This is a genomic window from Methylobacter svalbardensis (assembly GCF_037671525.1).
In the GTDB taxonomy this organism is placed as follows: domain Bacteria; phylum Pseudomonadota; class Gammaproteobacteria; order Methylococcales; family Methylomonadaceae; genus Methylobacter_A; species Methylobacter_A svalbardensis.
The window spans coordinates 34,671-61,234 of record NZ_JAWPOH010000017.1 but is presented as its reverse complement, the minus strand read 5'-3'; the positions used below and the strand labels follow the sequence as shown (position 1 = coordinate 61,234).

Annotated in this window: 22 protein-coding genes and 1 pseudogene; 11 read left to right on the top strand and 12 right to left on the bottom strand. The window is 45.0% G+C overall.

Annotated elements, in window-relative coordinates:
- Position 1: 1 nt before the first annotated feature.
- The 5 genes from RW114_RS08860 to hemC all read right to left on the bottom strand — a co-directional run bounded on the left by RW114_RS08860 (position 2) and on the right by hemC (position 5,654).
- On the bottom strand, positions 2–1,177 hold the full coding sequence (locus tag RW114_RS08860; RefSeq protein ID WP_340122390.1) for a YcjF family protein: 1,176 nt from the start codon (positions 1,175–1,177) through the stop codon (positions 2–4).
- A gap of 247 nt (positions 1,178–1,424) precedes the next feature.
- The gene (locus tag RW114_RS08855; protein WP_340122389.1) at positions 1,425–2,657 is read right to left on the bottom strand and encodes a heme biosynthesis HemY N-terminal domain-containing protein; all 1,233 of its coding nucleotides are present in this window, start codon (positions 2,655–2,657) and stop codon (positions 1,425–1,427) included.
- A gap of 12 nt (positions 2,658–2,669) precedes the next feature.
- A complete protein-coding gene (locus tag RW114_RS08850; protein ID WP_340122388.1) occupies positions 2,670–3,932 on the bottom strand; it encodes a uroporphyrinogen-III C-methyltransferase in 1,263 nt (420 codons plus the stop codon).
- 10 nt (positions 3,933–3,942) lie between these two features.
- Positions 3,943–4,710 (bottom strand): uroporphyrinogen-III synthase, encoded by a 768-nt coding sequence (locus tag RW114_RS08845; RefSeq protein WP_340122387.1) that lies wholly within the window; start codon positions 4,708–4,710, stop codon positions 3,943–3,945.
- Positions 4,711–4,712: 2 nt separating this feature from the next.
- A complete protein-coding gene (gene hemC, locus RW114_RS08840; RefSeq protein ID WP_422614798.1) occupies positions 4,713–5,654 on the bottom strand; it encodes a hydroxymethylbilane synthase in 942 nt (313 codons plus the stop codon).
- Positions 5,655–5,861: 207 nt separating this feature from the next.
- On the opposite strand from hemC, the gene argH reads away from it, so the two are divergent.
- From argH to pyk, 3 genes are all read left to right on the top strand, one after another.
- Positions 5,862–7,268 carry an argininosuccinate lyase gene (argH, locus tag RW114_RS08835; RefSeq protein ID WP_340122385.1) on the top strand — a complete coding sequence of 469 codons (1,407 nt, stop codon included), beginning with the start codon at positions 5,862–5,864 and terminating at the stop codon, positions 7,266–7,268.
- A 184-nt stretch (positions 7,269–7,452) separates the two neighbouring features.
- The gene (gene gap / locus RW114_RS08830) at positions 7,453–8,466 is read left to right on the top strand and encodes a type I glyceraldehyde-3-phosphate dehydrogenase (protein ID WP_340122384.1); all 1,014 of its coding nucleotides are present in this window, start codon (positions 7,453–7,455) and stop codon (positions 8,464–8,466) included.
- A gap of 15 nt (positions 8,467–8,481) precedes the next feature.
- Positions 8,482–9,921, top strand: coding sequence for a pyruvate kinase (gene pyk, locus RW114_RS08825; RefSeq protein WP_340122383.1), 1,440 nt, complete (start codon positions 8,482–8,484; stop codon positions 9,919–9,921).
- Positions 9,922–10,497: 576 nt separating this feature from the next.
- Here pyk and RW114_RS08820 read toward each other — a convergent pair.
- Positions 10,498–10,611 (bottom strand): annotated as a pseudogene (locus tag RW114_RS08820) (ISAs1 family transposase); the annotation flags it as partial.
- Between the two features lie 275 nt (positions 10,612–10,886).
- On the opposite strand from RW114_RS08820, the gene RW114_RS08815 reads away from it, so the two are divergent.
- A complete protein-coding gene (locus RW114_RS08815; protein ID WP_340122382.1) occupies positions 10,887–11,120 on the top strand; it encodes a transposase in 234 nt (77 codons plus the stop codon).
- A gap of 157 nt (positions 11,121–11,277) precedes the next feature.
- Here RW114_RS08815 and amoB read toward each other — a convergent pair whose 3' ends face one another.
- From amoB to amoC, 3 genes are all read right to left on the bottom strand, one after another.
- Positions 11,278–12,522, bottom strand: a complete 1,245-nt coding sequence (amoB, locus tag RW114_RS08810; RefSeq protein ID WP_340122381.1) for a bacterial ammonia monooxygenase, subunit AmoB — start codon at positions 12,520–12,522, stop codon at positions 11,278–11,280.
- A 108-nt stretch (positions 12,523–12,630) separates the two neighbouring features.
- Positions 12,631–13,374 (bottom strand): bacterial ammonia monooxygenase, subunit AmoA, encoded by a 744-nt coding sequence (gene amoA, locus RW114_RS08805; RefSeq protein ID WP_340122380.1) that lies wholly within the window; start codon positions 13,372–13,374, stop codon positions 12,631–12,633.
- A gap of 122 nt (positions 13,375–13,496) precedes the next feature.
- On the bottom strand, positions 13,497–14,249 hold the full coding sequence (amoC, locus tag RW114_RS08800) for a bacterial ammonia monooxygenase, subunit AmoC (protein ID WP_340122379.1): 753 nt from the start codon (positions 14,247–14,249) through the stop codon (positions 13,497–13,499).
- 282 nt (positions 14,250–14,531) lie between these two features.
- On the opposite strand from amoC, the gene RW114_RS08795 reads away from it, so the two are divergent.
- Positions 14,532–14,969 (top strand): hypothetical protein, encoded by a 438-nt coding sequence (locus tag RW114_RS08795; RefSeq protein WP_340122378.1) that lies wholly within the window; start codon positions 14,532–14,534, stop codon positions 14,967–14,969.
- 260 nt (positions 14,970–15,229) lie between these two features.
- Here the strand turns inward: RW114_RS08795 and rpmE are convergent, their stop codons facing one another.
- Positions 15,230–15,430: a 50S ribosomal protein L31 gene (gene rpmE / locus RW114_RS08790; RefSeq protein WP_340122377.1), complete on the bottom strand. Its 201-nt coding sequence runs from the start codon at positions 15,428–15,430 to the stop codon at positions 15,230–15,232.
- A 95-nt stretch (positions 15,431–15,525) separates the two neighbouring features.
- Here rpmE and RW114_RS08785 point away from each other — a divergent pair, with 95 nt between their 5' ends.
- Complete coding sequence (locus RW114_RS08785; protein ID WP_340122376.1) at positions 15,526–15,708, top strand: endonuclease/exonuclease/phosphatase family protein; 183 nt, start codon at positions 15,526–15,528, stop codon at positions 15,706–15,708.
- Between the two features lie 561 nt (positions 15,709–16,269).
- On the opposite strand, the gene RW114_RS08780 is transcribed toward RW114_RS08785, so the two are convergent.
- Positions 16,270–17,607: an AmpG family muropeptide MFS transporter gene (locus RW114_RS08780; protein WP_340122375.1), complete on the bottom strand. Its 1,338-nt coding sequence runs from the start codon at positions 17,605–17,607 to the stop codon at positions 16,270–16,272.
- A gap of 194 nt (positions 17,608–17,801) precedes the next feature.
- Positions 17,802–19,115 carry a sodium:proton antiporter NhaD gene (gene nhaD / locus RW114_RS08775; RefSeq protein ID WP_422614799.1) on the bottom strand — a complete coding sequence of 438 codons (1,314 nt, stop codon included), beginning with the start codon at positions 19,113–19,115 and terminating at the stop codon, positions 17,802–17,804.
- A gap of 203 nt (positions 19,116–19,318) precedes the next feature.
- Here nhaD and RW114_RS08770 point away from each other — a divergent pair, with 203 nt between their 5' ends.
- The 5 genes from RW114_RS08770 (at position 19,319) to RW114_RS08750 (ending at position 26,563) form a co-directional block, all read left to right on the top strand.
- Positions 19,319–20,971 (top strand): nitrite/sulfite reductase, encoded by a 1,653-nt coding sequence (locus RW114_RS08770; protein ID WP_340122374.1) that lies wholly within the window; start codon positions 19,319–19,321, stop codon positions 20,969–20,971.
- Positions 20,958–21,410 carry a DUF934 domain-containing protein gene (locus RW114_RS08765; protein ID WP_340122373.1) on the top strand — a complete coding sequence of 151 codons (453 nt, stop codon included), beginning with the start codon at positions 20,958–20,960 and terminating at the stop codon, positions 21,408–21,410. The genes RW114_RS08770 and RW114_RS08765 overlap by 14 nt, the downstream gene beginning before the upstream one ends.
- Before the next feature lie 80 nt (positions 21,411–21,490).
- Entirely contained in the window at positions 21,491–21,937 is a 447-nt protein-coding gene (locus RW114_RS08760; RefSeq protein WP_340122372.1) for a nucleoside deaminase, read from the top strand.
- Positions 21,938–22,338: 401 nt separating this feature from the next.
- Positions 22,339–25,146 carry a class I adenylate cyclase gene (locus tag RW114_RS08755; protein ID WP_340122371.1) on the top strand — a complete coding sequence of 936 codons (2,808 nt, stop codon included), beginning with the start codon at positions 22,339–22,341 and terminating at the stop codon, positions 25,144–25,146.
- 385 nt (positions 25,147–25,531) lie between these two features.
- Positions 25,532–26,563 carry a sterol desaturase family protein gene (locus tag RW114_RS08750; RefSeq protein ID WP_340122370.1) on the top strand — a complete coding sequence of 344 codons (1,032 nt, stop codon included), beginning with the start codon at positions 25,532–25,534 and terminating at the stop codon, positions 26,561–26,563.
- The last annotated feature ends 1 nt before the right edge of the window (position 26,564 follow it).

The following is a 26,564-nucleotide window of genomic DNA, read 5'->3' as shown; positions in this document are numbered from 1 at the left end:
GCTAGGTTCCCTTGTTTTTGAGCAATTGACGCGCATGGACGAAGGCTTCGTCGTAAGCTTGTTTTAACGTCGCATGGTCAGGTAATGCGCCTCGTTTTACGCCATACAAATACACGCAAAAAGCCTTGCCCAGTGCATAGGTCATCGCTCCCGAATAAACGCCCGCCACCGCCGAACCGTAAACAGGGACAAATTTAAGCAGTTCCCGTCCCAATAATCCTATACCGACACTGACGCCGATCAGGCTGGTAAATTCGGCATAGAGTCTGCGGGTCAATTCCAGGCCATAAATTGTTGCGATGCTGTGAAACAGTTTGGCCTGCACGGCCAGCACTAACGGCAAACCGGCCAGCGGAATCGCGCCCATGCCGACATTAAGCACCGCGTAACCGATCAAGTGCGGATGAGCGTGTCGGGCATGAAAATCCAGCAATTCCTTATGCTGCTCGGTACCGCGCAATAAGCCGATCACGCCCGCCGGCAACACCCTTTCAATCGTGTCCCATAACGCATCCAGCCCGTAATCGGCAGGCTCAAAACCGTCTTCAGGCAGCGTGAAATCAACCGGCACAAAATGCACGGGCACCGACTTGAACCAGTCGCGTTGATGTAACAGCACTTGCGCCAACGCATGAGGCACTTGCGACGGAAATGGTGTTTGTCGGTAAGGATACGGCTGAATATGCCCGGCATCGCCGGCATAGCCTTCGTGCAAGGCGGTTTGCACCACGATGACAGGCCAGTCCGGGTGCTGCTGATGAATGGCCAGCACAGTATCGACCACCTCCGCTTGGTTCATGTCCAACGCCCGCAGCACCACGACCAATAAATGCGCCTGATTCGCACACCAGGCTAAGTCTTCGCCGGGATCATAAGCCGTTTCGCCCAAACCGCGCGTATCCAGAAAACGCATCATCGGATGGCTGGATGATGGAAAATCGTAAAACCGCGATCTTTTTGTACAAGCCTGAAAACCATTGCCGATTTCCGCCGTATCGCTGCCGGTTAATGCCCGAATCAGCGAGGTTTTACCGGCCTGTGTTTTGCCCAGCAGCCAAAAAACGGGAATCGGCAAGCGTTGATTGACTTCGTTGATCTTGACTTCTAAGCCGGTCGCTTTGGGACTGAATAGCGCATCGCCTAAACCTTTCCACGTCCAACTGCCGATGATATTCATAGGGGTAGCATAAGACTTTGCGGGCTTAATGTGATAATGATCATGCTGAATTCAAGCATATGTTATCTCCATAAAGTAAAAGATCGTCATATCCTGCCCTGATTAAATAAAGGTTGGGATATGATTTTTTTGATTTGCAAGGTGCTTTACATCGGCATGGGCAGACATTTGCTGCTGCGATATCTGCCTATAGTCCTTCGTGCTCTTCGTGGTAAATAAGACTTTTGAACGACTACTTACCAGACTATCAGGATATTGAATCAATCCGACTGACAATCGCGCTGGACGCCAGCTCCAGGCCCTGTTTATAACATTGGCTGGCCCGGTCTTTATCGCCTTGGGCAAACAGCAAATCGCCGAATAGTTGATAAGCCGAAACGGTAGGCTCTATTGAGATGCTTTTGTTCAGGTAAGTTTCGGCTTTTTGCTTATCGCCGCATTTCATGCTCAACTTGCCCAATACGGCCAGGAACACGGCATCCCTAGGGTGCATAGGCAACCACTGCTCGGCAGTTTCAAACTGCCTTGCGACATTAAGCGACTGGACATTGCCAAATAACACTACCAGCGTTTGATCCCAGGTTGTCGACAAGGCTCTGGCCAAGCCGCCTTCAACCTTTGCGCCTGCTCCTGCGTCTATCATCGCGGCAAAATAGATAGCCGAAACACCCTTCATCTGTCTTATGTAACTAGGAATTTCCGACCATAGCAATTCAATTTCCTCGACATTGCCTCGCTCGGCCGCCTGCTTTAACAATTTGCTGAATGCTTCGGTTTCCAGCAGTTTTATCTCGGCTTCCATCAGCACTTTATGGTTGTTCAATGACGGAATCAGTTTGCGAATGCCTTCCCAATCACCGGCCTGTTGATAGGCTTGGTGTAATAATTTTAATACGCTGGCATGAGTCGGATCGATGGAATGCAGACGTGTCAGCGTTTCCAGGGCTTGCCCGAACTGTTTTTCTGACAAATGCAATTCTGCCTGTGTCAGGCCTATCGCCACATCGGAACCCGGCGCGCCATCTGCTGCCTTTTTCAGATATTCATCCCTTTTATCGAACGCGCCACGGGACTGTGCGGCTCTTGCTGCGGTCAAATAATGAATCAACGGAGCGCCACTTTGTGAGGCATGCTTGATCAATACTTTTTCGGCTTTTTCCCAATTACCTTCCGCAGAATCGACCAGACCTGCAATCAGGGCTTCCTGGGAACGGTTAAATTTAATGTTTTTTCCTCGATTTTTAACTTGGCCCGGCAATCTGAACAACCAGCCTAAAAATCTGAAGAAGACATAAAACACAAAAAACGCCATGATCAAGCTAACCGCAAAAACGATTAGCGATGTTTCCAAGGACCAATGTCCTATGCCGATCAAGACATAACCGGGATTCTCAAATCCGCCCAGCCATTTATTGACTAAAAAAGCGGCAATAATGGCAACCAGTAGTGAACCCAAAAAATACATTATATTTTTCATCATGTACTCTCTGGATTATTGTGCGGCAGGTGCTGCTTCAACCGGCTGTCGCGCCGGTGGCTCAGCGGGCGGTGCTGCCTCTGCGGGTTTTACCGCTTCGACAGGCTTTTCGAGTTGAACGGGTTCGGTTTTTTCAGCCTGCGGCATGGCTTTATCAGCGTCCAGTCTCAGCTTGGTAATATCTCTAAGCATTTTCAGCGACAGACTGATGTCGGGAAACTGGCTGCGGATCTTAATGGCATTAAATTTGTCCAGTTCGGCAATAAAATTATTCGTCTGTGCGTCCTGGGCAAAATTTTTCTCGGCCCATTTTTTTGCATCAGCCAGACTCGATTGATAAAGTTGCTGATGTTGCTGAACGAGGGCAATTTTGGCCATTTCCAGCTTTACTCTTAACTGCTCACGAATAAACTGGGCTTGTTCCGGTGTTAATATTTCCTTAATCGGATGTTCGGTGTGCCTGATAGTGACTATCCCTTCCAGTTGATCTATTGCAGAGTCAAGCAGATTATGAGCTGCCTTATCGGTCGGCTCTTGTACTGCTTCGGGTTCAGTCAATGCTTTTCCTGTATACGGCAAAAACAAGACCAATGAATCGACCTGGGTTTGCAGTGATTGAATCGAAGCATAAATACCCACAGTATCGGCAACGGCAACACTGCGGATTGCCGTAATATCCTTGGCGATTTGTTCGCGTATTTTAAATACCCCGGCATCGCCACTTTCTCTCAGGCGTTGATCCGCCGCTTCCAATGCTTCGTAGGTCGTATTCACATCGCCAACTAAATGCAGGCGTTGATTGGCTACGCTTAACAGATATTCCGCATCGGCAATTAACCAGTCGCTACGGGTCTTGCCTAATTGACGCTGTACTTGCGAAATTGCGCTGTTTAATTCATTCCGTGTGCTGTCCAGTTTTTCGCTATGCAGCCGCGAAAAATCCGCCAGTGTTTTGGTAAAATGGGCATCTTTGCCGGCAACATCAGCTTCTACTGTTGCCAATTGCGATTGCATGGCGGCAAGTTGCATCTGATAACCGCTAATCTGTTTTGACAGCTCGATTAGATGCATATCGCCTTTATTAACTTCGCCACCTAGATTATCCTGTTGAGAGCGTAATTGCTGAAAAAGATAAAAACCGGCACCTGCCACACTGATAATAATGAGCAGCACAATGATGCCAAGCCAGAGCCCGCTACGCGACTTGCGAGGGGCGTTAGCAGGAACGGAAGTTTTGCTGCTATTTTCACTCACCTTTTGTTCTTGTTGTTCACTCACTTCGGCCACTCTATTCCCCTGTCACACACGTTATTACTGTCTCAAGAATTGCTGTATCGATAGGTCTATCGGTCACAGTAATTCGATTAAATCCCATATCGGCGGCTATGCACCTGATTCTATCGCTAACTACCACCAAGGGTATTAATGACAATAGCTTGTTGTTTTTTTCATCCAGCATGACATTCAAATTTTGCAAGGCTTCTGCACTGGTCACGGTAATGACATCCAGGCGATGTTGCGCAAGCAACTCGACAACCGGTGAACTATCAATACGGGGAATTATTCTTTTATAGACTTCCAGATAGTTAACTGCTGCGCCTCTGCTGCGTAACGTAGTCGCCAGCTGTTCGCGTCCACCTTTACCACGAACGATTAAAAAATCCTGCCCTTCGACCTGCTGTAGCTGTGGCATTGCCAGCAACGCTTCACTGTTATAAGTCTTTTCAGGCACTAAATCGACGGGTAACCCCGCCATTTTCATAGCCAGCGCCGTTGACTGCCCTACTGCGGCAAAACGCACAGATTTCATGAATCTTATTTTGCCACCATTCGCCTTTAGAGCAAAATTTACTGCATTGGCACTGATGAAAATAACCCAGTGGAAGCTATCCAGATTATCCAGCGTAGTTTTTATCGGTTCGGCATCATCCAGTGAAATAATCTCCAGCGTTGGAAACCGAACGGCTATGCCACCCCGCTGTTCAATTAAATGGCTCAGGTTTTCCGCCTGATGCTCAGGCCGCGTCACTAAAACATGCGCGCCATTTAAAATCATAATCAGTCAAACAGCGCTTGCAGAATTTTATCTGCGCCTTGAGCCAATAAGTCTTCGGCAATCATTGTGCCGATAGCTTCAGCTTTATCCAGTCCACCTGTCCGCTCAGACCGATAGATCACACTACCATCAGGACTGCCGACCAATCCGCGCATGAACAGTTTCTCACCCTGCAACCGTGCGAAACCGGCAATCGGCACCTGACAGCCGCCATTCAATCGCGCGCTCATGGCTCTTTCTGCCGCCAAACATAGCCCCGTTTCGCTATCATGCAACACGCTCAGCATCTGATTAACTTCCAGATCATCAACCCGACATTCTATGCCTATAGCGCCCTGACCGATCGCAGGCAAACTGATGCCGATATCCAGGCATTGGCTAATACGCTCTGCCATGCCCAATCTTTTTAATCCGGCTGAAGCCAGAATAATGGCATCGTATTCGCCTGCGTCCAGCTTGGACAGACGGGTATTCACATTTCCCCTTAACGACAATATCTCGGCATCGGGGTAAAGCTCTTTAATTTGGCATTGTCTGCGCAAGCTGCAGGTGCCGATTCTGGCATTAGCCGGTAAATCCTGTAAGGTCGGATAATGATTGGAAACAAAAGCATCGGTCGGATCTTCACGGGTCAAAATAGCTGACAAATGCAAACCCTCTGGAAACTCTACCGGCACATCCTTCATGGAATGCACCGCAATGTCGGCAGAACCGTCCAACATGCCTTGCTCGAGTTCTTTAACAAACAAACCCTTACCGCCAATTTTGGCTAAAGGTGCATCAAGGATCTTATCGCCCTGAGTGGTCATTTTAACCAGCTCAGTCCTGCAGCCCGGAAATGTTCGCTCCAGCAGCTTTGCAACGTGCTCCGCCTGCCACAAGGCCAGAGGACTCCTGCGCGTTGCAATACGAATAATTTTTTCAGTCAAAAGAACACCATTCATTTTTAACAATAAATGGCCTTATTGTAACCCGTGTAAGTTAATGACGGTTAATCGAACTTGAATTATTGCCTGTATCGAAGCAGGAGCCGCATATCATTGTGCCTAGGAGCGGAAGTTTTGCCTACAGGGATGTAGGTAAGGAGCGTTAGCAGGAGCGGAAGCTTTAGATGTATAATTTTAATAACAGCCACTTATAATGAAACTATCATGACCAACGTTAATTCCGACAAACTTTCCAGCGCCCGATTTGCCCAAGCAACCGATGCCTTTGTCGAGGTATTCACCGCTTCTGTCGACTTTGACCAGCGTATGGCGCAGCAGGATATTGAAGGATCAATTGCCCACGCAAAAATGCTTTGCTCTTGCGGCATTTTGACCGAACAGGAACGTGATGACATTATTAATGGTCTGGGCCAAATCAGCCGGGAAATCATTAAGGACGAATTTGTCTGGTCGATCAAGCAGGAAGATGTTCATATGAACATTGAAGCCCGCCTGACTGATTTAATCGGCATTGCCGGAAAAAAACTGCATACCGGGCGCTCCCGCAATGATCAGGTGGCAACGGACATTCGTCTTTACCTGCGCAGTGAAATCCAGCAAATTACCACTCAGCTCACGCGCTTGCAAACCGCCATTCTGGATTTGGCAGAACAACATGCCGACACCATCATGCCGGGCTTTACGCATTTGCAGGTCGCCCAGCCGATTACCTTTGGCCATCACTTGATGGCATGGTTCGAAATGCTAAGCCGCGATAGGGAAAGACTTGAGGATTGCTGCAAGCGCGTCAACATCATGCCACTGGGTTCAGCGGCATTGGCTGGAACCAGTTACCCGATAGACCGTCAGATGACTGCTGATTTACTCGGTTTTAGCCGTCCGTCAGCCAATTCGCTGGACTCGGTCAGCGACCGTGATTTTGCGATTGAGTTTACCGCAGCAGGCAGCTTGATCATGATGCATTTATCGCGTTTTTCTGAAGAATTAATCTTATGGTCCAGCGCCCAGTTCGACTTTATTGAAATGCCCGATGCCTTTTGCACCGGCTCTTCAATTATGCCGCAAAAGAAAAACCCCGACGTACCCGAATTGGTTCGAGGCAAATCCGGCAGGGTAACCGGCCACCTGGTTTCTCTGTTGATGCTGATGAAAAGCCAGCCTCTGGCTTACAATAAAGACAATCAGGAAGATAAGGAACCGTTATTCGATACCGCCGATACCTTAATTAATTGCTTGCGGGCTTATGCGGATATGGTTCCCCATATCGAAGCCAAAAAAGCCAATATGTATAATTCAGCTAAACGCGGCTTTGCCACGGCGACCGATTTAGCCGATTATTTGGTACGTAAAGGCATGGCTTTTCGTGATGCACATGAAGTTGTCGGTCTAGCTGTACGCCTAGGATTAGAAACTCAACGCGATTTATCGGAACTTCCCCTGTCAGAGTTACAGCATTTTTCAAGCTTGGTTACTGATGATGTTTTTGGCTACCTAACTCTGGAAGGCTCGGTCGCAGCGCGTAAACATATTGGCGGCACTGCTCCCGATACCGTTAGACTCGCCATTCAGACTGCAAGACAAAGCATCTACTTCTTGCCTAAATTTCTGTAGGCAATATTTAACCCGCCTAGATTTATTTCCTCGGCGAGGCCTGCTGGAATACTCAAAAATCAACAGTCGCTTTCCATCTCAATAGACTAATCGTCTTAATTTTTGATATAATTAACAAGTTTCTCGGAAGCTTTAGGGTTATCCGTTTTTGTAAGTTTTCATTTCATCATTCTGGAGAATATCTATGCCAATTAAAGTTGCAATCAATGGTTATGGTCGTATTGGACGTAATATCGTTCGCGCATTATACGAGGCAGGCCGCACCAATGAAATTCAAATTGTTGCAATCAACGATTTAGGCGACGCTGCAACCAATGCTCACCTGACTCAGTATGATTCAGTGCATGGAAAATTCCCTTTCGAAGTGAGCGTTGATGGCGATTACATCGTCATTAACGGTGATAAGATTAAGGTTTTCTCAGAAAGAGACCCTTCAAAACTGCCATGGAAAGAGCTGGATATTGACGTCGTTCATGAATGTACCGGTTTTTTCACCAGCAAAGCCAAGGCATCAGCTCATATCACTGCTGGCGCAAAAAAAGTTATTATTTCAGCACCCGGCGGCAACGATGTTGATGCCACTATCGTCTATGGCGTAAATCATGATGTACTGAAAGCTTCAGATACCGTTATTTCCAACGCATCATGCACAACCAACTGTTTATCGCCATTAGTTAAGCCATTACTTGACACCATTGGTGTGGTACATGGTTTAATGACCACCATTCACTCTTACACCAACGATCAGGTTTTAACTGACGTTTATCACAGCGATTTACACCGCGCTCGTTCAGCCACGCAATCCATGATTCCTACAAAAACCGGCGCTGCTGCTGCTGTTGGCCTGGTACTGCCTGAATTGGTTGGAAAAATGGACGGTTTCGCCATGCGCGTGCCGACTATTAACGTTTCTGTTGTTGATTTAACCTTTCAAGCAGGCAGAAATACCACCAAAGAAGAAGTTGACCAAATTCTGAAAACAGCATCTGAAAGCTCATTAAAAGGCATTTTGGAATTCAACACCAAGCCACTGGTTTCAATTGACTTTAATCACAATCCTGCGTCATCAATTTATGAAGCCTCATTGACCAAAGTCATGAATGGTAACTTTGTAAAAGTTCTAGCTTGGTATGACAACGAATGGGGCTTCTCAAATCGTATGCTGGACACGACAATTGCTTTAGTCAACGCTAAATAACGGATTTTCCACATAATGTTAAGAAGAACCAAAATTTTAGCCACACTAGGTCCCGCTACAGACAAGCCCGGCGTACTTGAAGGCATGTTTGCAGCGGGTCTTGATTTTGTTCGCATGAACTTTTCACACGGCTCTGCTCAAGATCACATCAACAGAGCCAACGCTGTCCGCGAACTTAGCTTAAAAACCGGCAGACTGGTGGGTATTTTAGCTGATTTGCAAGGACCTAAAATTCGTATTGCCCGCTTTAAAGACACCAAAGTATTTTTAAATGAGGGACAGAATTTTGCTTTGGATATCAACCTGGATCCACTGGCTGGCGATAATACTCAAGTAGGCATTACCTATGAACCCTTGGCTTTAGAAGTTAAGCCGGGAAGCAGGCTGCTACTGGATGATGGCCGTATCGTACTTGATGTAGTCAACGTTGAAAATATGCGCGTTAACTGTATTGTTATCGTTGGCGGCGACCTGTCGAATAACAAAGGTATCAACCTGATGGGCGGCGGCCTTTCTGCTGCGGCATTAACCGACAAGGACAAGGAAGATATTAAAACGATTGCGATAATGAAATGCGATTATGTCGCCATTTCTTTTCCACGCACCGCTGAAGATCTTCATGAAGCACGTCGCCTGTTAGTTGCCGCAGGCTGCTATGCAGGCATCGTGGCAAAGGTTGAACGGGCTGAAGCCCTGGATGTTATTGACGAAATCATTTTGGCATCAGATGCCGTCATGGTTGCTCGCGGTGATCTTGGCGTCGAAATTGGTGATGCCAACCTGCCTGCCGTGCAAAAAATGTTGATTAATCGTACTCGGTCGCTGAATCGTGTTGCGATTACCGCTACGCAAATGATGGAATCAATGATTGATAACCCGATTCCGACTCGTGCTGAAGTTTTTGATGTTGCTAATGCAGTTTATGACGGCACCGATGTCATCATGTTATCGGCAGAGACGGCATCCGGCAAATACCCGATTAAAGCCATTGAAGCCATGCATCGCGTTTGCGTTGAAGCGGAAAAACAGGCCAAAGTTCGCGTTTCAAGACATCGCGTTGACCTCCAGTTTGATCGCGTCGACGAAGCCATTGCAATGTCTGCAATGTATTTAGCCAACCACTCCAAAATCAATGGCATTGCTGCCTTGACCGAATCAGGCTCAACACCATTATGGATGTCCAGAATCAGCTCAGGTATTCCGATTTTTGCGCTCAGCCCTAATAAAGAAACGCTAGGCAAGGTCACCTTATACCGCGGCGTTTTTCCGGTACTTTTCATCCATGACCTTAGTGATCATGTTGAAGTCAACCGAGCGATCCTAGCTGAATTAAAAAGGCGTGGCGTAGCTGAGGTTGGTGACACATTTATCATCACTCAAGGCGATCTGGAAGGAATACCGGGCGGAACCAACGCTTTAAAAGTCGTCACGGTTGAACCTGACATAACCCATTAAAACCTTATTGGCTACTGGATAGCGCCTCTCTCAAAGAATTACACCTTCCAGTAGATGCCCCGCCTCAATGGCCTGGAAAATATTTACTTTTCAGGCCATTTTTTTAATATAAACTTTCAGAAAATTAATTCCCTAAACAAAAAATATCTCCTTTGAAGATATACTTATTCCCACTGAAAAACCATCAAAGAAGTATTTGAATATCATAATACTGCGCTTTTCAAAATCAATTGTAAAAAAAACTGCAAGAAACATATTAACAGCTGATGTTACGCACTCATCATCTAGAATCAATGAGTTACAATTTTTTGAATTCGCTACAACCATTGATTCTTTTGAACGCCTGCGTAATATCAGTAAACAGCTCTGAAATCAAGAAATATTCGTTATATTGGTTAACGCAAGCTTTACTCTGGTTTTTTTGAAGAAATAGGAATAAAAGAAATAGAAAATCGGATCTGGATGGACACAGGGCAAACGCATTAAAACATTCAGTCAAATGCGTAAGTCATCGTTCAATGCAGACCTATAGCACTGTTTTTTGCTGCTAAGCTTTGACACTTACTTTTGAAAATTATTTAGACAGATATGTCGAATGGTCGTCATAATAGCAGGCGCATTGCCCTTGCGAATTCGACTTTCATCCTCACGAAACATCACATCTAAGCACCAATGTAATCGATGGTGAATAGAGACCGCAGGAACTTCCCCCACACTCTCGCAGAACGGTACATGCAGGTATTTCTGGACGAAACCAGTGCCTCGCGACCGACATGATCGCTATGGACGTGTTTTAGCCGGTGCCTGTCGCGTAGATACCCCCCGCCGGCATTGGCAGACGCTGACTTTTATTGCCGGCTTGCGGGCGGACCAACTCACGGCGCCCTGGCGCTTGAGTCAGGCCATGAATGGCGAAGCTTTCAAAGAGTATTTACACTCGCAGTTGGGTCTCACATTAAGACCCAGTGATATCGTCATCTGCGACAATCTTCCCGGCCCATAAAGCAGCGGACGATAAGGAGCTGATTGAAGCCAGAGGCGCGACGCTTAAATATCTGCCTGTTTATAGTCCTGGCCTGAATCCGATTGAACAGGTGTTTGCCAAACCGGACGCACTGTTACGCAAGTCGGCTGAACGAAGTTGCGACAAGCTCTGGCAGAGCGATCGGCCAGATCATGGATCATTTCCGCGCCGGTGAATACCTGAATTATTTTAAAAAATCGGACTATGCTTCTGGCTAACGAAGAAATGCTCTAGGTTTAAAATTCATCCAAAAAAAACCCCCGCTACCTATTGGTAGCGAGGGTCCTCTCAATCCCTTAGCTGATAGCCGAAATTATCAGCTAATTATTTCATTAAATGAAAGATGGAATTAATGGAGCGTCTACAGTAACCATTTGACGGTCGCCAGCTTCATCAAAGAAGAATAACAAACCAGCAAAACGGCTGTCTGGATCATAGATCAAGTCAGCTAAACGGTAAACTTCCCAAGCAGCGTCAGAAGCAGTTACTTGCACAGTTCTTGAAGTACCTGGAGCGATTGGGCTGTTATCACTAACAGTCAAACCTTCTTCAGCCAACAAGTCATCTGGATAGCCTGTTTCATCTTCATGTACAGCAGGATCTAAGAAACGAACACCAGCAGTATTAAACTCACCCAAACGCACTGCTGAATCACCATTGTTAGTGATAGTCAATGTCATTTGCATAGCACGACCTGGCACACGATAAGTTGCATCTTCAACTTTAACGTTAACAGTTCTTGCAGGCATTTCAAGAGTCTTCATGCCACGGATCAAACCGGCTTGCAATGGAGTTGTTACTGGATAAGCTGCATTTGTGCTGCTCATACCAAAAGCGACAATACCGATAGTAGCCGCCGCAAAACCCATAGCAACTTTTCTATCAGTAGCACTGATCAAAGAGTCTGCTTTACCGGCTTCAACTGCAAGGTAACGAGGAACGAATACAGGCTTACGAACCCAATATGCCAACCAAGCCAAACCTAATGCGTACCAAAAAGCGTGCCAGAAGTAAACGTTACCCAAGTTATATGTTTCTAAATCGATAGTGTCGCCTAGCAACGTAGTAACTGGATTAACGAATGTGCCCATTGAACCAGTAACAGTTACCCATTTACCTGGACCAATGATTGGACCACCACCTTGAACGTTCATCATAGTGTGAATGTGCCAATCGCCTGGACGACGTGCTTTCAACAATACTTTAAACTCATAAGTCTCACCCAGTTCAAGAGAAACTGAACGAGGAACCAATTGACCACCGATCCATGAACCTTGACGAATAAAAACAGGTCCTGGAATACCAATGTTCAAGAAAGACACTTCTGGTTTATCAACAGTTTCAGGCCATCCCGCGAAAACGTGGAATTTACCAGAAATCGTCATAGTATCATTCACAGGCACAGTATCTTTTGACCAGTTCAGGTCAAACCAGTGAATTGTACGCATACGCATAAATGCGGCTTGCGACTTTTCACCATGAGCAGATGCAGTTGGTGTGTAAAACATCGCTGCTGTAACAGTTACCAGCAGTGCGACAAAGGATAATTTAGCAACCTTGTCTTTAATTAATTTCATATATCCTCCTCTATAATAGAGAATCTATAGTTTTCAGAGTATCTGATGTCAACAGCATATATTGTTGGTAACATCAGTCTTTTTGTGTGTTTTCCTACAACCGAGTGCTTACGCGCTCTGGGTGAATGAAGTACCACCGAACCATTTACCGAAGAAATGCCACAAGAAGTAAATCAAAATACTCACGAAAGCTGAGAAGAACGCTGATACTGGAGCAACGTCTTTACCGAAAGTTCTTAATGTACCTTTTTCGACCATTCTGATATACTCAGGTGTACCAGTTCTTACGTAATGGTAACCTTGTAAATCAGCTAGTGTCATCATCATGCCATTATATTCAACAGGAACATGTAATGGAGCAATAATTGGCCAGTTGCCAGGGTAGAATAAAAGACCCCAAGCCATACCGCCCAGTACTGCTGTTACTGTCATACTACCTGACAGCATCAACACAACGTCAAGTACAATTGCACCTGGCATCAAGTTTGATGGGAAGCAGAAATTTACTGGGAAGTAAGTCCAACCCCAGAAATTCAAATATCTGTTAACCCACTCACCTAAGAGCAGACCTAAGATACACATTACCGCACCGAAAGGCAAACGGTAACGCCACCACATCACAGCTTGAACAGCTGCTGGGAAAGTAATTGAAACGATTGGCGCTACGGTTACCCATAGACGCCTATCTTTCCAGTCAGTCCAGAAATCCCAGTCACCACCGGTTAACATGTAGTGAATGTGATAACCACCAAGTACAACGAAGAACAATGTAAACAGAATTAGCCAGTCGAACGTGCGTGAAACTTTTACGGCTTCAGCGCGTGAACGTACAGCTGATTGAGATGCGCTCATTAGCTTACCTCCTAAAGGATTTAAATTATTTTTATTAATGACTATCTTCAGCCTTAGCTGTTTCGCCCTGAAAAAAAGCGAAACAGCCGGAGGGAGATAGTAATTACAGCCAAAGACTTATATTAAGCTAAGTCTTTTTTCAGAAGTTTAGCAATCGCTGCAACTTCTGTGTTCACAACACCCATTACACCTAAAGCTGCCCATCCGAAGAATACGAAGCCATAATGTAAAGGAGCCACAAACAACTCTTCCATAAACCAGAAAGTATGACCCCACTCATTCAAACCAACATTTGGCAGAATCATGAAAGGACCAAGTATTGCAACCATATACTGAAGATGCAGACCTTGCTGGTAAGTAGGAAGTCTTGTTTTTGCATATAAGAAACAAGCACCACCAGTAATGATGTAGATAGGATAGCTCAAGTAGAATTCGATGATGTGACTTGGTGTAAAGTCAGTATCACGAACGATAGTTTGATGCCATGTTCCATCTTGCTCTGTAAAGTAGCTAGCGCCGTAATAAATAGCGATGCCATACATTACCAACCAAGTCCAATGAGTCATGTGTCTTCTTAACTCTTCTCTTGGTGTGATTGACATTACTTTACGATCACGGCTTTTCCACAAGTAACCCCACAAAAGACCTGCGGTTATTACTTCCAAAACAAACTCGATATAAAGAAAGTTCATCCAATATGTTTCGAATTCAGGTGCAAATGAATCCAGACCAGCTGACCAGCCATAGACTCCTTCATACCAACGAACCCAACCATAGAACACTACATACAGCGTTGCTCCAAGGAACATATTTCTTTTATTTAAAAGCGGTGCTTCCGCAGCATCAGCTCGCACTGATTCAGTTGTAGCTGCCATTTCTACCTCCTAAAATTATAAAATCCCCAGCTGGTTATGGCCAGGGGCTATAGTTACAACTCCATTTTCTCACCCGGACTTAAAAAACTTAAGTACCCAGTAACACCAAGTCAATTTAGTGAGCAGTCAGTCTACCAGTTCGATTAGCCTTGTCAAGTCAAAAACTAGCACTCAATACATTTCTTTGAACCCAAGCTTTACCTGCTAAATTCCTATACACTTAAGACACTGATTCCTGCTAAAATTAATTTTGATTTTTTCCAACTTAGCCAACTTAATCCCATGAAGAAATACTCCATCTTAATTTTTATCGTCAGCTTGGTAGCTCTAATTTTATTTCAACATAAAGTTATCATGCCTTTCGTTTACAAGGTAATCCAATCCGATTTATTCCTTGTTGACAGTAAAGATCAAGGAAGCCAATTACCCATATCCACTCCGCTATCAGAGATCGCTTTTATGCATTGTAATAATTATATCAAGTCTAAGCTTGGATCCGATGTATCGGTAAGTTTTGCCGATAAGCCTCTTAATGCATGGAGCCTAGGGAATTACCAATATGTTATTAACGCCGAGATTGATATCACTAGCCCCACTGCAAGCACAATCACCAAAAAATATGCCTGCCGTATTAACTATAAAAACGGCGACAACGACGAAGGCTCTCTTGATTTTGCCAACTGGTCCGTTGAAGGATTGTCCGGCTTGGATTCTATTTAGGAAAACATAGCGAAGCGACCTTAACTGCCTAACAATTTAGGCGGCATCGTCCAAAGCAAGCACCCATAAAGCAAAAAGCCAGTACAACATGTTGTACTGGCTTTTTGCTTTATGGGTGCCGTGCAAAATAAAAACGCTTAACGTGTCTTTTTCACCTACTCACGCAAACCCAATTTCTTTATTTGCTATATTTTTTTCAGCTTAACTAATATTCTTGCGGTATGCCGGGATCAACCATCCAAGCAAAAACCCACAAAAATTTACTTTCCGTATCTTTTACGGAATTTATCAACACGACCCGCTGTATCAACAACACGCTGTTTTCCTGTATAAAAAGGATGGCATGAAGAACAAACCTCAACCTGCAAATCCTTACCCAATACAGAACCTGTCTCAAATTTATTACCGCAACCGCAGGTCACAGTAATTTGCTTATATTCTGGATGAATTTCTGGTTTCATATCACTTTCACATTACCCGAAACGGGCTACATACTTTATTAAAGAACCCCGTATAATACGTATTTCATTAAAAGTTCGCAACTCAATTTATATTTATGCGCATTATTACTTTAAATGCAAATGGCATCCGCTCCGCAGAACGCAAAGGTTTCTTCACTTGGATGCAACAACAAAACGCTGACATTATTTGCATACAAGAAACAAAAGCTCAGTTACATCAGCTTCATTCTGCCCCTTTTTTTCCTCCAGCTATCATTGTTTTTACCATGATGCAGTAAAAAAAGGCTATAAAGGCTATAGTGGAGCAGTGCTCTATATTGCAAAAACATTAGCGGCATAGGCTGACAATATGTCGACGTAAAGGATCATCGCTTTATTGAGGCTCAATTTGGCAATTTAAGCATTATCTCGCTTTATTTACCTTCCGACTCGTCTGGAGATGAACGACAAGCCTTCAAGTTTAGATTCATGGAGAAGTTCACTCCTTATTTACAAGAATGCTCACAAAATGGCCGTAACTATATAATATGTGGCGATTGAAACATTGCCCACAAAGAAATTGACTTAAAAAACTGACGTGGAAACCAAAAGAACTCGGGATTTTCACCTGAAGAAAGAGCGTGGCTGGACCAATTATTTACAGATGATCATTTGGAGCGACGCGTTCAGACTTATTAATAAAGAAGCCGAGCAATACACTTGGTAGTCAAACAGAGGCCAATCTTTGGCAAAAAACGTCGGCTGGCGCATTGATTACCAAATAATCAGCAATGCTCTTAAAGATAAAGTAACAGCAGTATCCATCTATAAAGATGAACGTTTTTCCGATCACGCTCCACTTATTCTGGATTATGATTATTTGCTTTAACCCGACCTTGATAGCGCATCAATAAAAGTACCAGCACTATTGCCGGCAATCCGACTGTTGACGCATAAATAAAAAAAACAGTGTAGCCGTAACTATCTACAACCACTCCGGAAAATCCCCCCAATAACTGAGCAGGTAAAGTCATCAGTGAACTGAACAACGCATATTGCGTTGCGGTGTACGCAGTACTAGTTAAACTGGATAGATAAGCAATGAATACCGATGTTGCTATACCTCCACTTAAATTATCTGCGCTGATAACGCCGGACAGCAATAAAAGACTCGGCTCACTGACTGCCAAAACGGCAAATAGTAGATTAGTCCCCGCCACCATTAACGCTCCAAGCAGTAAAGGACGCATAATTCCGTACCTAACAACCAGCACCCCACCCACTGCCGCACCAACAATAGTCATAAAAAAACCAAAGACCTTGCTAATATCAGCAATATCTTTCTTACTAAAACCCAAATCAAGGTAAAACGGATTCGCCATAACTCCCATGGTGATGTCGCTCATTTTATAAACGGCAATAAGCATCAAAATCAATAAACCAACTTTACCATTGCGATTAAAAAACTCCATAAACGGGCTCAATACTGCGCCCATAAAACCTGTCAAAAATCGCTGCCAAATATTTTGACCCTTAACAGCTGCATTCTCGCGTAACTTCGTCACATCAGCAGGCTTATGCTCCGGCTCTTTAAGGCAAAGCGTCGCTATCAGCCCTACAACCATAGCCGATGCCATCACAAAATAAGCCACTTTCCAACTGGCATAATCCGCGATATAAAAAGCACCCGCTCCTGCCATCAATAAAGCAATCCGATACCCCAGCACGTAGGTCGCTGCCATAGCGCCCTGATATTCAGGATTTACAGATTCAATTCGATAAGCATCGATAACAACATCTTGGGTAGCCGAACAAAATGCCACCCAGACAGATAACAGGGCAATCTGTTGCAATTGAGTATGCGAATCCGAACTTCCCATACCCATCAGACCGACAACAATCCCCAACTGCGCAAGCAACATCCAACTACGCCTCTTGCCCATCCATTTAGTTAGCAATGGCAGCGGTAGCCTGTCAATAACGGGAGCCCAGAAAACCTTTATTGAATAGGTAACCCCGACCCAGCTGAAAAATCCTATAACTGATCTTTCCACGCCTTCATCCCGCAACCAGGCTGATAATGTCGAAAAAACCAATAAAAAAGGAAGTCCGGCCGAGAAACCAAGAAAGACCATACTCCGGACTCGGGGCTGAGCATATATTGAAAAGGCTGACCGCCATCTTTTATCTTTAGCCATTAGCCTGACCTGACAAACGTACAGATATATCATCTAAGGCGCCTGTTTTTGGCGCTACTGGAATAGGTGAACCCACCACATACCCGCGGATTATGCCGAAGGCACAATCCCATAAACGAGAAAGAATGAATCGCAACTGAAACAGCGATGCAACTGAGAACACCGCACAGAAAGCGCGGTGTATATTCAAATTATCAACCATTAACCAGATAATGAGTGAGAATGCTCGCCGCGTAACCGCCAGCAATTGCAGGCGTCCATTTCAAATGACTGAAAAATGTATATTTATGGTCAGACTGACCCATTAATGCGACACCCGCAGCCGAGCCCACTGATAGCATTGAACCACCAACACCCGCTGTTAACGTCACCAACAGCCACTGATATAAGTCCATATCCAGATTCATATTCAGCACTGCAAACATAACAGGGATGTTATCAACAACCGCCGAGATGACACCCACTAAGATATTCGCCGTTGTCGCACCTAAACCATCATACATCGCACCGGACAGCAGCTCAAGATAGCCGATATAACCTAAACCACCGACCGCAAATACCACGCCAAAGAAAAACAACAAGGTGTCCCATTCGGCATGACGCACTTTGTCGAAAATATCGAAATGATCACCGCCTTCAACGCGAAAAACTGTCTTTAAACGATAGCCGTAAAGCATCAGCACAGAAAGACCGACCATCATGCCCATAAATGGTGGCAGATGCAGGACTTGTTTAAAGCTTACTGCCGTAACGATAGTCAGCAAAAACAACACACAAACTTGAATTGCGCCCGGTTTTAACTGCACCGCAGTTTCAGTAGAGACTTTAGGCTGCTCATCGGGCACGGCAAAATACATTATCCCTGCAGGTATCGCGTAATTCACAACCGATGGAATAAACAGCTTAAAGAAATCAAAGAACTCGGCATACTCAGCCTGCCACACCATTAGCGTTGTAATATCGCCAAATGGACAAAACGCCCCACCCGCATTAGCTGCAACCACTAAATTAACCAAACCGATACTGATAAACTTCGGATTCTCCGCGCCCACGGCCATCACTACTGCGCCGACCAATAAGGCCGCCGTCAAGTTATCCGCTACTGCGGACAGGAAGAAAGTAATGACACCGGTAATCAAAAACAACTTGCGATAACCCAGTTGCTTTCTTACCAACCAGGAACGCAACGCCTCAAACACGTTACGTTCAGCCATTGAATTGATATAAGTCATCGCAACCAGCAGGAATAACATTAACTCCGCATATTCTTTCAAATTGTATTCGAAAGCCTCATGCATGTCCTCGACGGAAACACCCGCTTGAGTCGCTAACACGGCAGCATTTGCCCAAATAATACCGGCCGCCAAAATAACCGGCTTGGACTTACGCAGATGGGTAAACTCCTCGGTCATCACAAAGCCATAGGCAATAATAAAGATCAGAACCGTATAAATACCCCGCTCCGTTCCCGTCAGACCGAGACTTTCAAAACCGCCCGCCATCGCCATTTCAGGCAACAGCAATAGAGACAACAAGACAAACAATGACCGAACCAAAATAACCCCCTTGCTTTTATTCAAAAAAATAACCAAAACCCCAAAAATTCAGCCGCCAATATTAGCACCATACAATAACCTTTGTCATTTTATGACCTACAGTATATGATTATTAGCCGTAATTACTCGCCTGGACAGACTTTAAGCGCTCATTTATGTATCAGTATAACGACACCGACCAGACACTCGTTGATCAACGGGTAGCCCAATTTAGAAGGCAAATGGAAAGCTTTTTAAAAGGCGAAATCTCAGACGACCAATTTCGCGCATTGCGCTTAATGAATGGCGTCTATATTCAAACTCACGCCCCGATGTTGCGAATTGCCGGTCCTTATGGCCTGCTTAACGCCAGACAGTTTCGTAAACTGGCTCATATTGCCCGTACCTACGACAAAAACTACTGTCACTTTACCACCCGGCAAAACGTCCAGTTTAACTGGCCTCAACTGGAAAAAATTCCCGATATTCTTGAAGAATTGGCCGAAGTCCAGATGCATGCCATTCAAACCAGCGGCAATTGCCTGAGAAATACCTCATCGGATCATTTGGCCGGTGTTTGTATTGATGAGATTGAAGATCCCCGTCCTTATTGCGAAATTATCCGCCAATGGACTACCCTGCATCCCGAGTTCGCCTACTTGCCGCGCAAATTCAAGATTGCCGTCAGCGGCGCCAAGCTTGATCGGGCAGCCACCCAATTTCATGACATCGGTCTGCATCTGGTTAACAATGATGCCGGAGAAACCGGTTTTAGGGTGCTCGTCGGTGGCGGCTTGGGACGCACCCCGGTCATAGGCCAAGTCATCAAGCCCTATCTGGAAAAGAAACATCTATTGTCTTATCTGGAAGCCATACTGCGGATTTACAATCTGTTCGGACGTCGTGATAACAAATACAAGGCGCGTATTAAAATTCTGGTCAAAGAATCCGGCCTGGAGAAATTCTCCGAATTGGTTGAAAAAGAATGGCGGCTAATTCGGGATAAGCTGGAGCTAGACTCCGATTATATAACCACCGTAAAAGCTCAATTTGCTCCACCTGCCTACGAGACAGATGCCGCACAAGACACCCGCTTTGCACAGCATCAACTCGAAAACAAGGCGTTTGCCACCTGGGTTAAATACAATACCGCCGATCACAAAGTACCCGGCTACCGCGCGGCATTCCTATCGCTAAAAGCGCCGGACTCACCTCCAGGCGACATGACCGATACGCAGCTTGACGCTGTTGCAGACTTGGCAGACCTTTACAGCTTTGGTGAAATCAGAAGTACGCACCGACAAAACCTGATTCTTGCCGATATCAAACAGGCAGATCTATACTCGCTGTGGCAACAGCTCGATACACTGAAACTGGCCACAGCCAATATCGGCACCGCAACCGATATGATTTGTTGCCCCGGCCTCGATTTTTGCTCGCTTGCCAATGCAGGATCTATCGGTATAGCCAAAGAAATCAATGAAGCGCTTGACGATCTGGACTACATTCACGATATAGGCGAGATAAAAATCAACATGTCCGGCTGCATGAACGGCTGCGCGCACCAAAGCGTAGGACATATCGGGATACTGGGCGTCGATAAGAAAGGCGCTGAATGGTATCAGCTGACCCTGGGCGGCTCCTCGGAAAACGAGGCAGCTATCGGCGAACGCCTTGGACCTGCGGTTGCCAAAGACCAAGTCACCCAAGCCATCACCACCATACTGGATGTCTATATCAAACATCGCCTGGATGACGAGTCCTTTCTGAATATGATAAAACGCGTCGGCATCAACCCATTCAAAGAGCAAGTCTATGCAAATAATTAAAGACAAACAGATTATTGACGACAGTTGGAGTTATGTTGCCGATGATGCTGAATTAAAAGACGGAGACATCAGCGTTTCACTCGCCCGCTGGAAAAAAGACAAACAACAATTGCTTAAGTCTACCAGCAAGATAGGCGTCCGAATCGGCCCCGCCGATTCGGTTGAAGACATCGCGGCTGATTTAAAAGACATCCCGTTAATCGAGCTGGATTTTCCCGCCTTTGCCGATGGCCGCATTTTTTCTCATGCCTGGCTGCTCAGAGGCCGTTACAATTATCAAGGTGAAATCAGGGCAACCGGCCACTTCATGCCGGATCAGGTATTTTATTTATCGCGGGTCGGCGTTAATGCGTTTAGCCTTGAAAAAATCGAAGACTTGCCTGCCGCGCTATCTACTTTGAATGACTTTACCGTCAATTATCAAAAATCGATCCATTAATAAGCAAACGAACAAGGCGCATCACTTTCATGCGTCTTGTTCTACCCTCTATTCCAGCCAACAATAAACGATATACCCAGATGAACTATGCAAACATGCTGTCCGTGGCGTTTGCTGAAGCGCAAACCGGCTTTGATGAAGGCGGCGTACCGGTCGGCGCGGCGCTGTTCGACGCTACCGGCAACCTGCTCGGACGCGGGCGCAACCGCCGGGTGCAGGACAGCGATCCGTCCGTCCACGGTGAAACCGATGCCTTTCGTAACGCCGGTCGTCAAACCGATTATCGCGACAAGATTTTAGTGACGACCTTAGCACCTTGCTGGTATTGCTCGGGTTTGATCCGGCAGTTTAATATCGGTACAGTCGTAATCGGAGAATCGGTCAATTTTGAAGGCCACTTGGATTGGCTCAAAGATGCCGGAGTAAAGATCATCGAAATGAACGATGCCGGTTGTATCGCGCTGATGCGGCGCTTCATCGAGCAATCGCCGCAGCTTTGGCTTGAAGACATCGGCGAATGCGCTTAACGTCCGTAGACACCTTATTCAAACTCGTTCGTTGATGTTCTTGCCTGACATTGCGCTTAACCAGAGCGCGGCTTATACTCTACCTCATATTTTATGAGCTTTCAGCTCCAATGAGTGCCGATGCGTAACAATGTCTCATTGGTCCTTTATCCAGTTTATATCTTGTTTTTATGACCATGAAGGACATGAAGATAATGAAGGAAGTAAATACAGTAAATTCTTCAAGCCCTTCATGCTCTTCATGGTAAAAACAAATGACATTCCCTGAAATCAACACCCGCTTTAATGCTAGCTTAGCTTCATAAGTGCAATCGACAAATAGCGGAAATGAAAAAGATTAGCTGATATTGTTTCATGCTTTTTTCAATCCAAACAGCACGACATATCTATACATTTTCACCATGATTAAATCACACCAAGAGCTATCCATCCATTTAGGCTCGCCCGGCGAAGAAATCAGCATACAAGACCTTCAGACGATCAAGCGACGATTTAAACGTTTGAACCAGCTTCGTGAACAGCGTGTTCAAGAATTTTTGCAGCCTCGTCAGCAAATATTCTTAGCGTTATTGCCTTTGCTTTTTCATGGTAACTTTACGACGTTGCCGGGATTTATTTCCTCAGCCACCCCCGCAGGAATACCGGAATACAATCCTGGCATTCAAACAATAAATTCCGCCAGACAGTTTGCAAAAAATTTCAGTTATACTCGTGCGCCATCCCATAGTTACCCTATTGAAGGATTGTTTTTAATGGGCAGTGTCGGTAGCATTGCCTTTTCAAGAAACAGCGACATGGACATCTGGTTATGTCATCAATCCGACTTAGCTGCCAGCGCTATCGATGAGCTGCAACAAAAAGCCTCTGCTATAGAAATCTGGGCCGAATCATTAGGATTGGAAGTCCATTTTTTCCTGATGGACAGCAGACAATTTCGACTCGGCCAAAACACGCCGATTTCTACTGAAAGTAGTGGTCAAGCGCAGCATTATCTGCTGCTTGAAGAATTTTACCGGACGGCAATTTACATTGCTGGAAAAAGCCCTGCATGGTGGCTGGTTCCTCCTCATGAAGAAGGCAATTACACTCGCTATATCGAACATCTGACCAGTAATCGCTTCATTCCCGAGCATGAGCTTATCGATTTTGGTGGTTTTGAAGCAGTCCCGGCCGAGGAATTTACCAGCGCAACCCTTTGGCACCTTTATAAAGCACTACATTCTCCGCACAAGTCATTATTGAAACTGCTATTAATGGAATGCTATGCCAGCGAATACCCTCTGACCGAATGGCTATGCCAAGACATTAAAAAGGCCGTTTTTCAGGGCAATTTTCTAATAACCGATCTCGATCCGTATTTTCTCATTTACCAGAAAGTCGAAAGATATTTGCAAAAAGCGCATAGTCACGACAGATTAGCCTTGGCTCGCCAGAATTTTTATTTAAAAGTCATGGGCTCATCCGACAATACTATGGATGCCTCAACCCGTGCATCCAGAGAACAATACATCCAACATATTGCTAAATGCTGGAATTGGCCTACAACCACGATTGATGGGCTTAAACATACACGATCATGGAATATACAAAAAGCCACAGCAGAACATGCCATTATAGTGCAGCAACTGACTCACAGTTACCGCATGATCATGGGCTTCGCCAGAGACCATGTGAGGCCAAACCAGGAAAACAGTGATGATCTTAATCTGATAGGCAGGAAGCTTCATTCATTTTTAGAAAAAAAACCGGGTAAGATCGAAATCATTACCACGCATTCTGAAGTTCACTCAAAAGAAAACGCATTATCTATCGTAGAAAACAGCCCTACGGGTAACAACAGTGGATGGGCTTTATATCTAAAATACGTACAAATGACGACTGCCAAAGATTTTGAGCCGATACAAAAATGCCGGACTTTAATAGAGACCCTTTGCTGGTTAGTCATCAATGGCCTCTATCACAAACAGTTGCTAATCAATTTCAGCTCACATTCTCTTAATATGTCGGATCCAGAGCTACGTTCAATCTTGAGGCAGATCACAACATTTTTAACCCAGAACTTTATCTTCGACGCTCCGCTGGATGTCTACCAAACCCAAAAGACCCCGCTGTATTCAATGGTTCTGATCAACATGGGGATCTCAGATAACGAGCGCCTGTGCGTTATCAGTAAGCGGTCTGACCCACTGAGTTATGGCGCAAACCGGCAGTGCTTTATTCAAACCATCAGTCAAGTTTCATTATCCAGCTGGAGCGAGATTACCACCAGTCATGAAAACGGCTTGGATGGATTATTTAAGTGTTTAACAGACATCATTAATAACCACCAAAAACCGCTGTCTTTGAGCAATGTGAAGTTTGTTTGTCACACGCCGAACCGGGCTAGAGACATTATCTTCCGCATTGAGGCACTCTTTAGCATCTTGGTTAAACTTTTCTCCACGCCGCAGCATAATCGCTCCCCCCGTTATATTTTGCCTGGAGGAACCTCATTTTATGTTTTCCAGTCAGTGAATAAAACGCTAAATTACCAGGCACTAGCCTCTGAAAAACTGCTGTTAAACGAATTGGCCCGCCCGCAGGAACAATTCAGCACCATTCATTTTGATCACGCGACCCTCGAAAATACACCGATCCCTCTTATTTACTCGCTGAATAGGCCGCAAGTCATCCAGCTTTTTTATTATGAATATAATACGAACATTGGCATATATATTGTTGATGAAAAAGGAGCCTTGTATACCCAACGGCATAACAAGGCTAGTGCCAGCCGTCTGCTAAAACAATACTCCATTTTTTTAGAGTCGATTATCAGCCGCGCTCTGTTTGAAAACTTTTTGACCATTGAATATTACGCAATCGAGAGGAGTCCTGTCGGCATCTTTTCATCTGATCCGGTACAACTGGATACAAGCTCTTCAACTCAGGAATTAAACTTACGCATAACGGGTGAAGATACCGACAAGGGCATTATTTATACGATCTACTGTAATGAAAAAGAATTTTCTTCGCTAGATCACGGTAATCAAATCTTTTATGCCGCTTATCAACATATACTCCAATTCAGGAATGTTAAGAATCATTATCCAATTCACATCACCGATATAGACTTGCCTCTTTCTGCATTTCGAATCGACAACCTTGAGCAACTACAAACCATCCATTATTTAAACTACAAACAAAAAATTGAAGATAAATTTAACGTTTAATGGCAAATTCATATACTTTTGTTGTTTTGGTGTTGGAAAGGTGCGTAAAAAAGAACAATTGCACCGGACTGAGGCAATCTCGCGGCTAAAAAATAAACTTTCCCCCAACGCTGTCGGCAATCCCCTTTCCTCTTCATAGACCAAAAACCTTTGACAATCATGACTTGCAGGAAATTTTGAGTAGCGCCTTGCGGACTTGCGAGATCAAAAAAGTTTATGGCGTGGATTTTGCTTTTATTTAATCAAAGCTATCAAAGTATTTCCTTAAGTAAATCAGCAGCGCATATCCGAATTTACCACTCAACCTTTTTCATCAAATTGTCACCCGCTTTACTTAAGATATCGTTGCATTAGGTTCACGCAGTTTTATATCGAGGAAAAGTCAATGTCCAGCGAAATCATGTCATTAATCACCTTGGTTAAGTCCTATTTAACATGGCTATCAAGCATGTCAGGAGAATTGGCGACATTTATCCTGCTTATTGCCTTTGTCGTGCTATCGGCTCTTGAGCTTAACTATCCCAAGCGCAACTTATCCCTTAAACAATCGCGTCAGTCTTATCAAACTAATGTCAGCCTGTTCATTTTTAACAGTATCGTTATTTCGTTATTGTCGGCAACACCCTTGTTGATGGTGGCCGAACATTATTCAGATCGGGGGCTGCTAAGTTATATCGCCAATCCTGCATGGAAAGCCCTGCTGTCGTTTCTATTGCTCGATTTGATGCTCTATTGCTGGCATAAAGCCAGTCACAGCTTTGATTGCCTGTGGCTGTTTCACAAAGTGCACCACAACGATCCGTATTTGAATGTTTCAACCGCATTCCGGCTGCACATTGTGGAGCTGTTAATCATCACCATGCTGAAATCGGCGTACATTATCATCCTGGGTGTAAACCAAACGATGGCACTCACTAATGAAGCCCTATTAACCTTGTTCATCATGTTTCATCACACCAATATTTCATTTCGCGGAGAGAAACAATTGGGACAGGTCATCATCGCGCCCTATTTGCACCGCGCCCACCATTCAACCGAGCGTCACGAACACGACACTAATTACGGCGCAGTCTTTTCGTTATGGGATCGTCTTTTCGGCACCTTGGCGGAACTGGAGCCCGAGGAAATAGGCATTAAAAACAGCTCGCCACAAACCGTTTTTGGCCTGGTAAAATTCGGCTTTAGCCCGGAGAACCCCGCTCCTGTATACGAACTTGACTTGAGTCTTAAGTCGATGATCGCCGAAGCAGCCTATTACAAAGCGGAAAAACGCGCTTTTACGCCTGGGAACGAGCTTCGTGACTGGCTGGAAGCCAAAAAGGAAATTATCAGGATGGTTTATGGCGATAAAGCCGTCAGAAAACAATCCAGCGAATCTGACTGTTCCTCAATACAGCGGCCATTTACGCTTTGTTGAT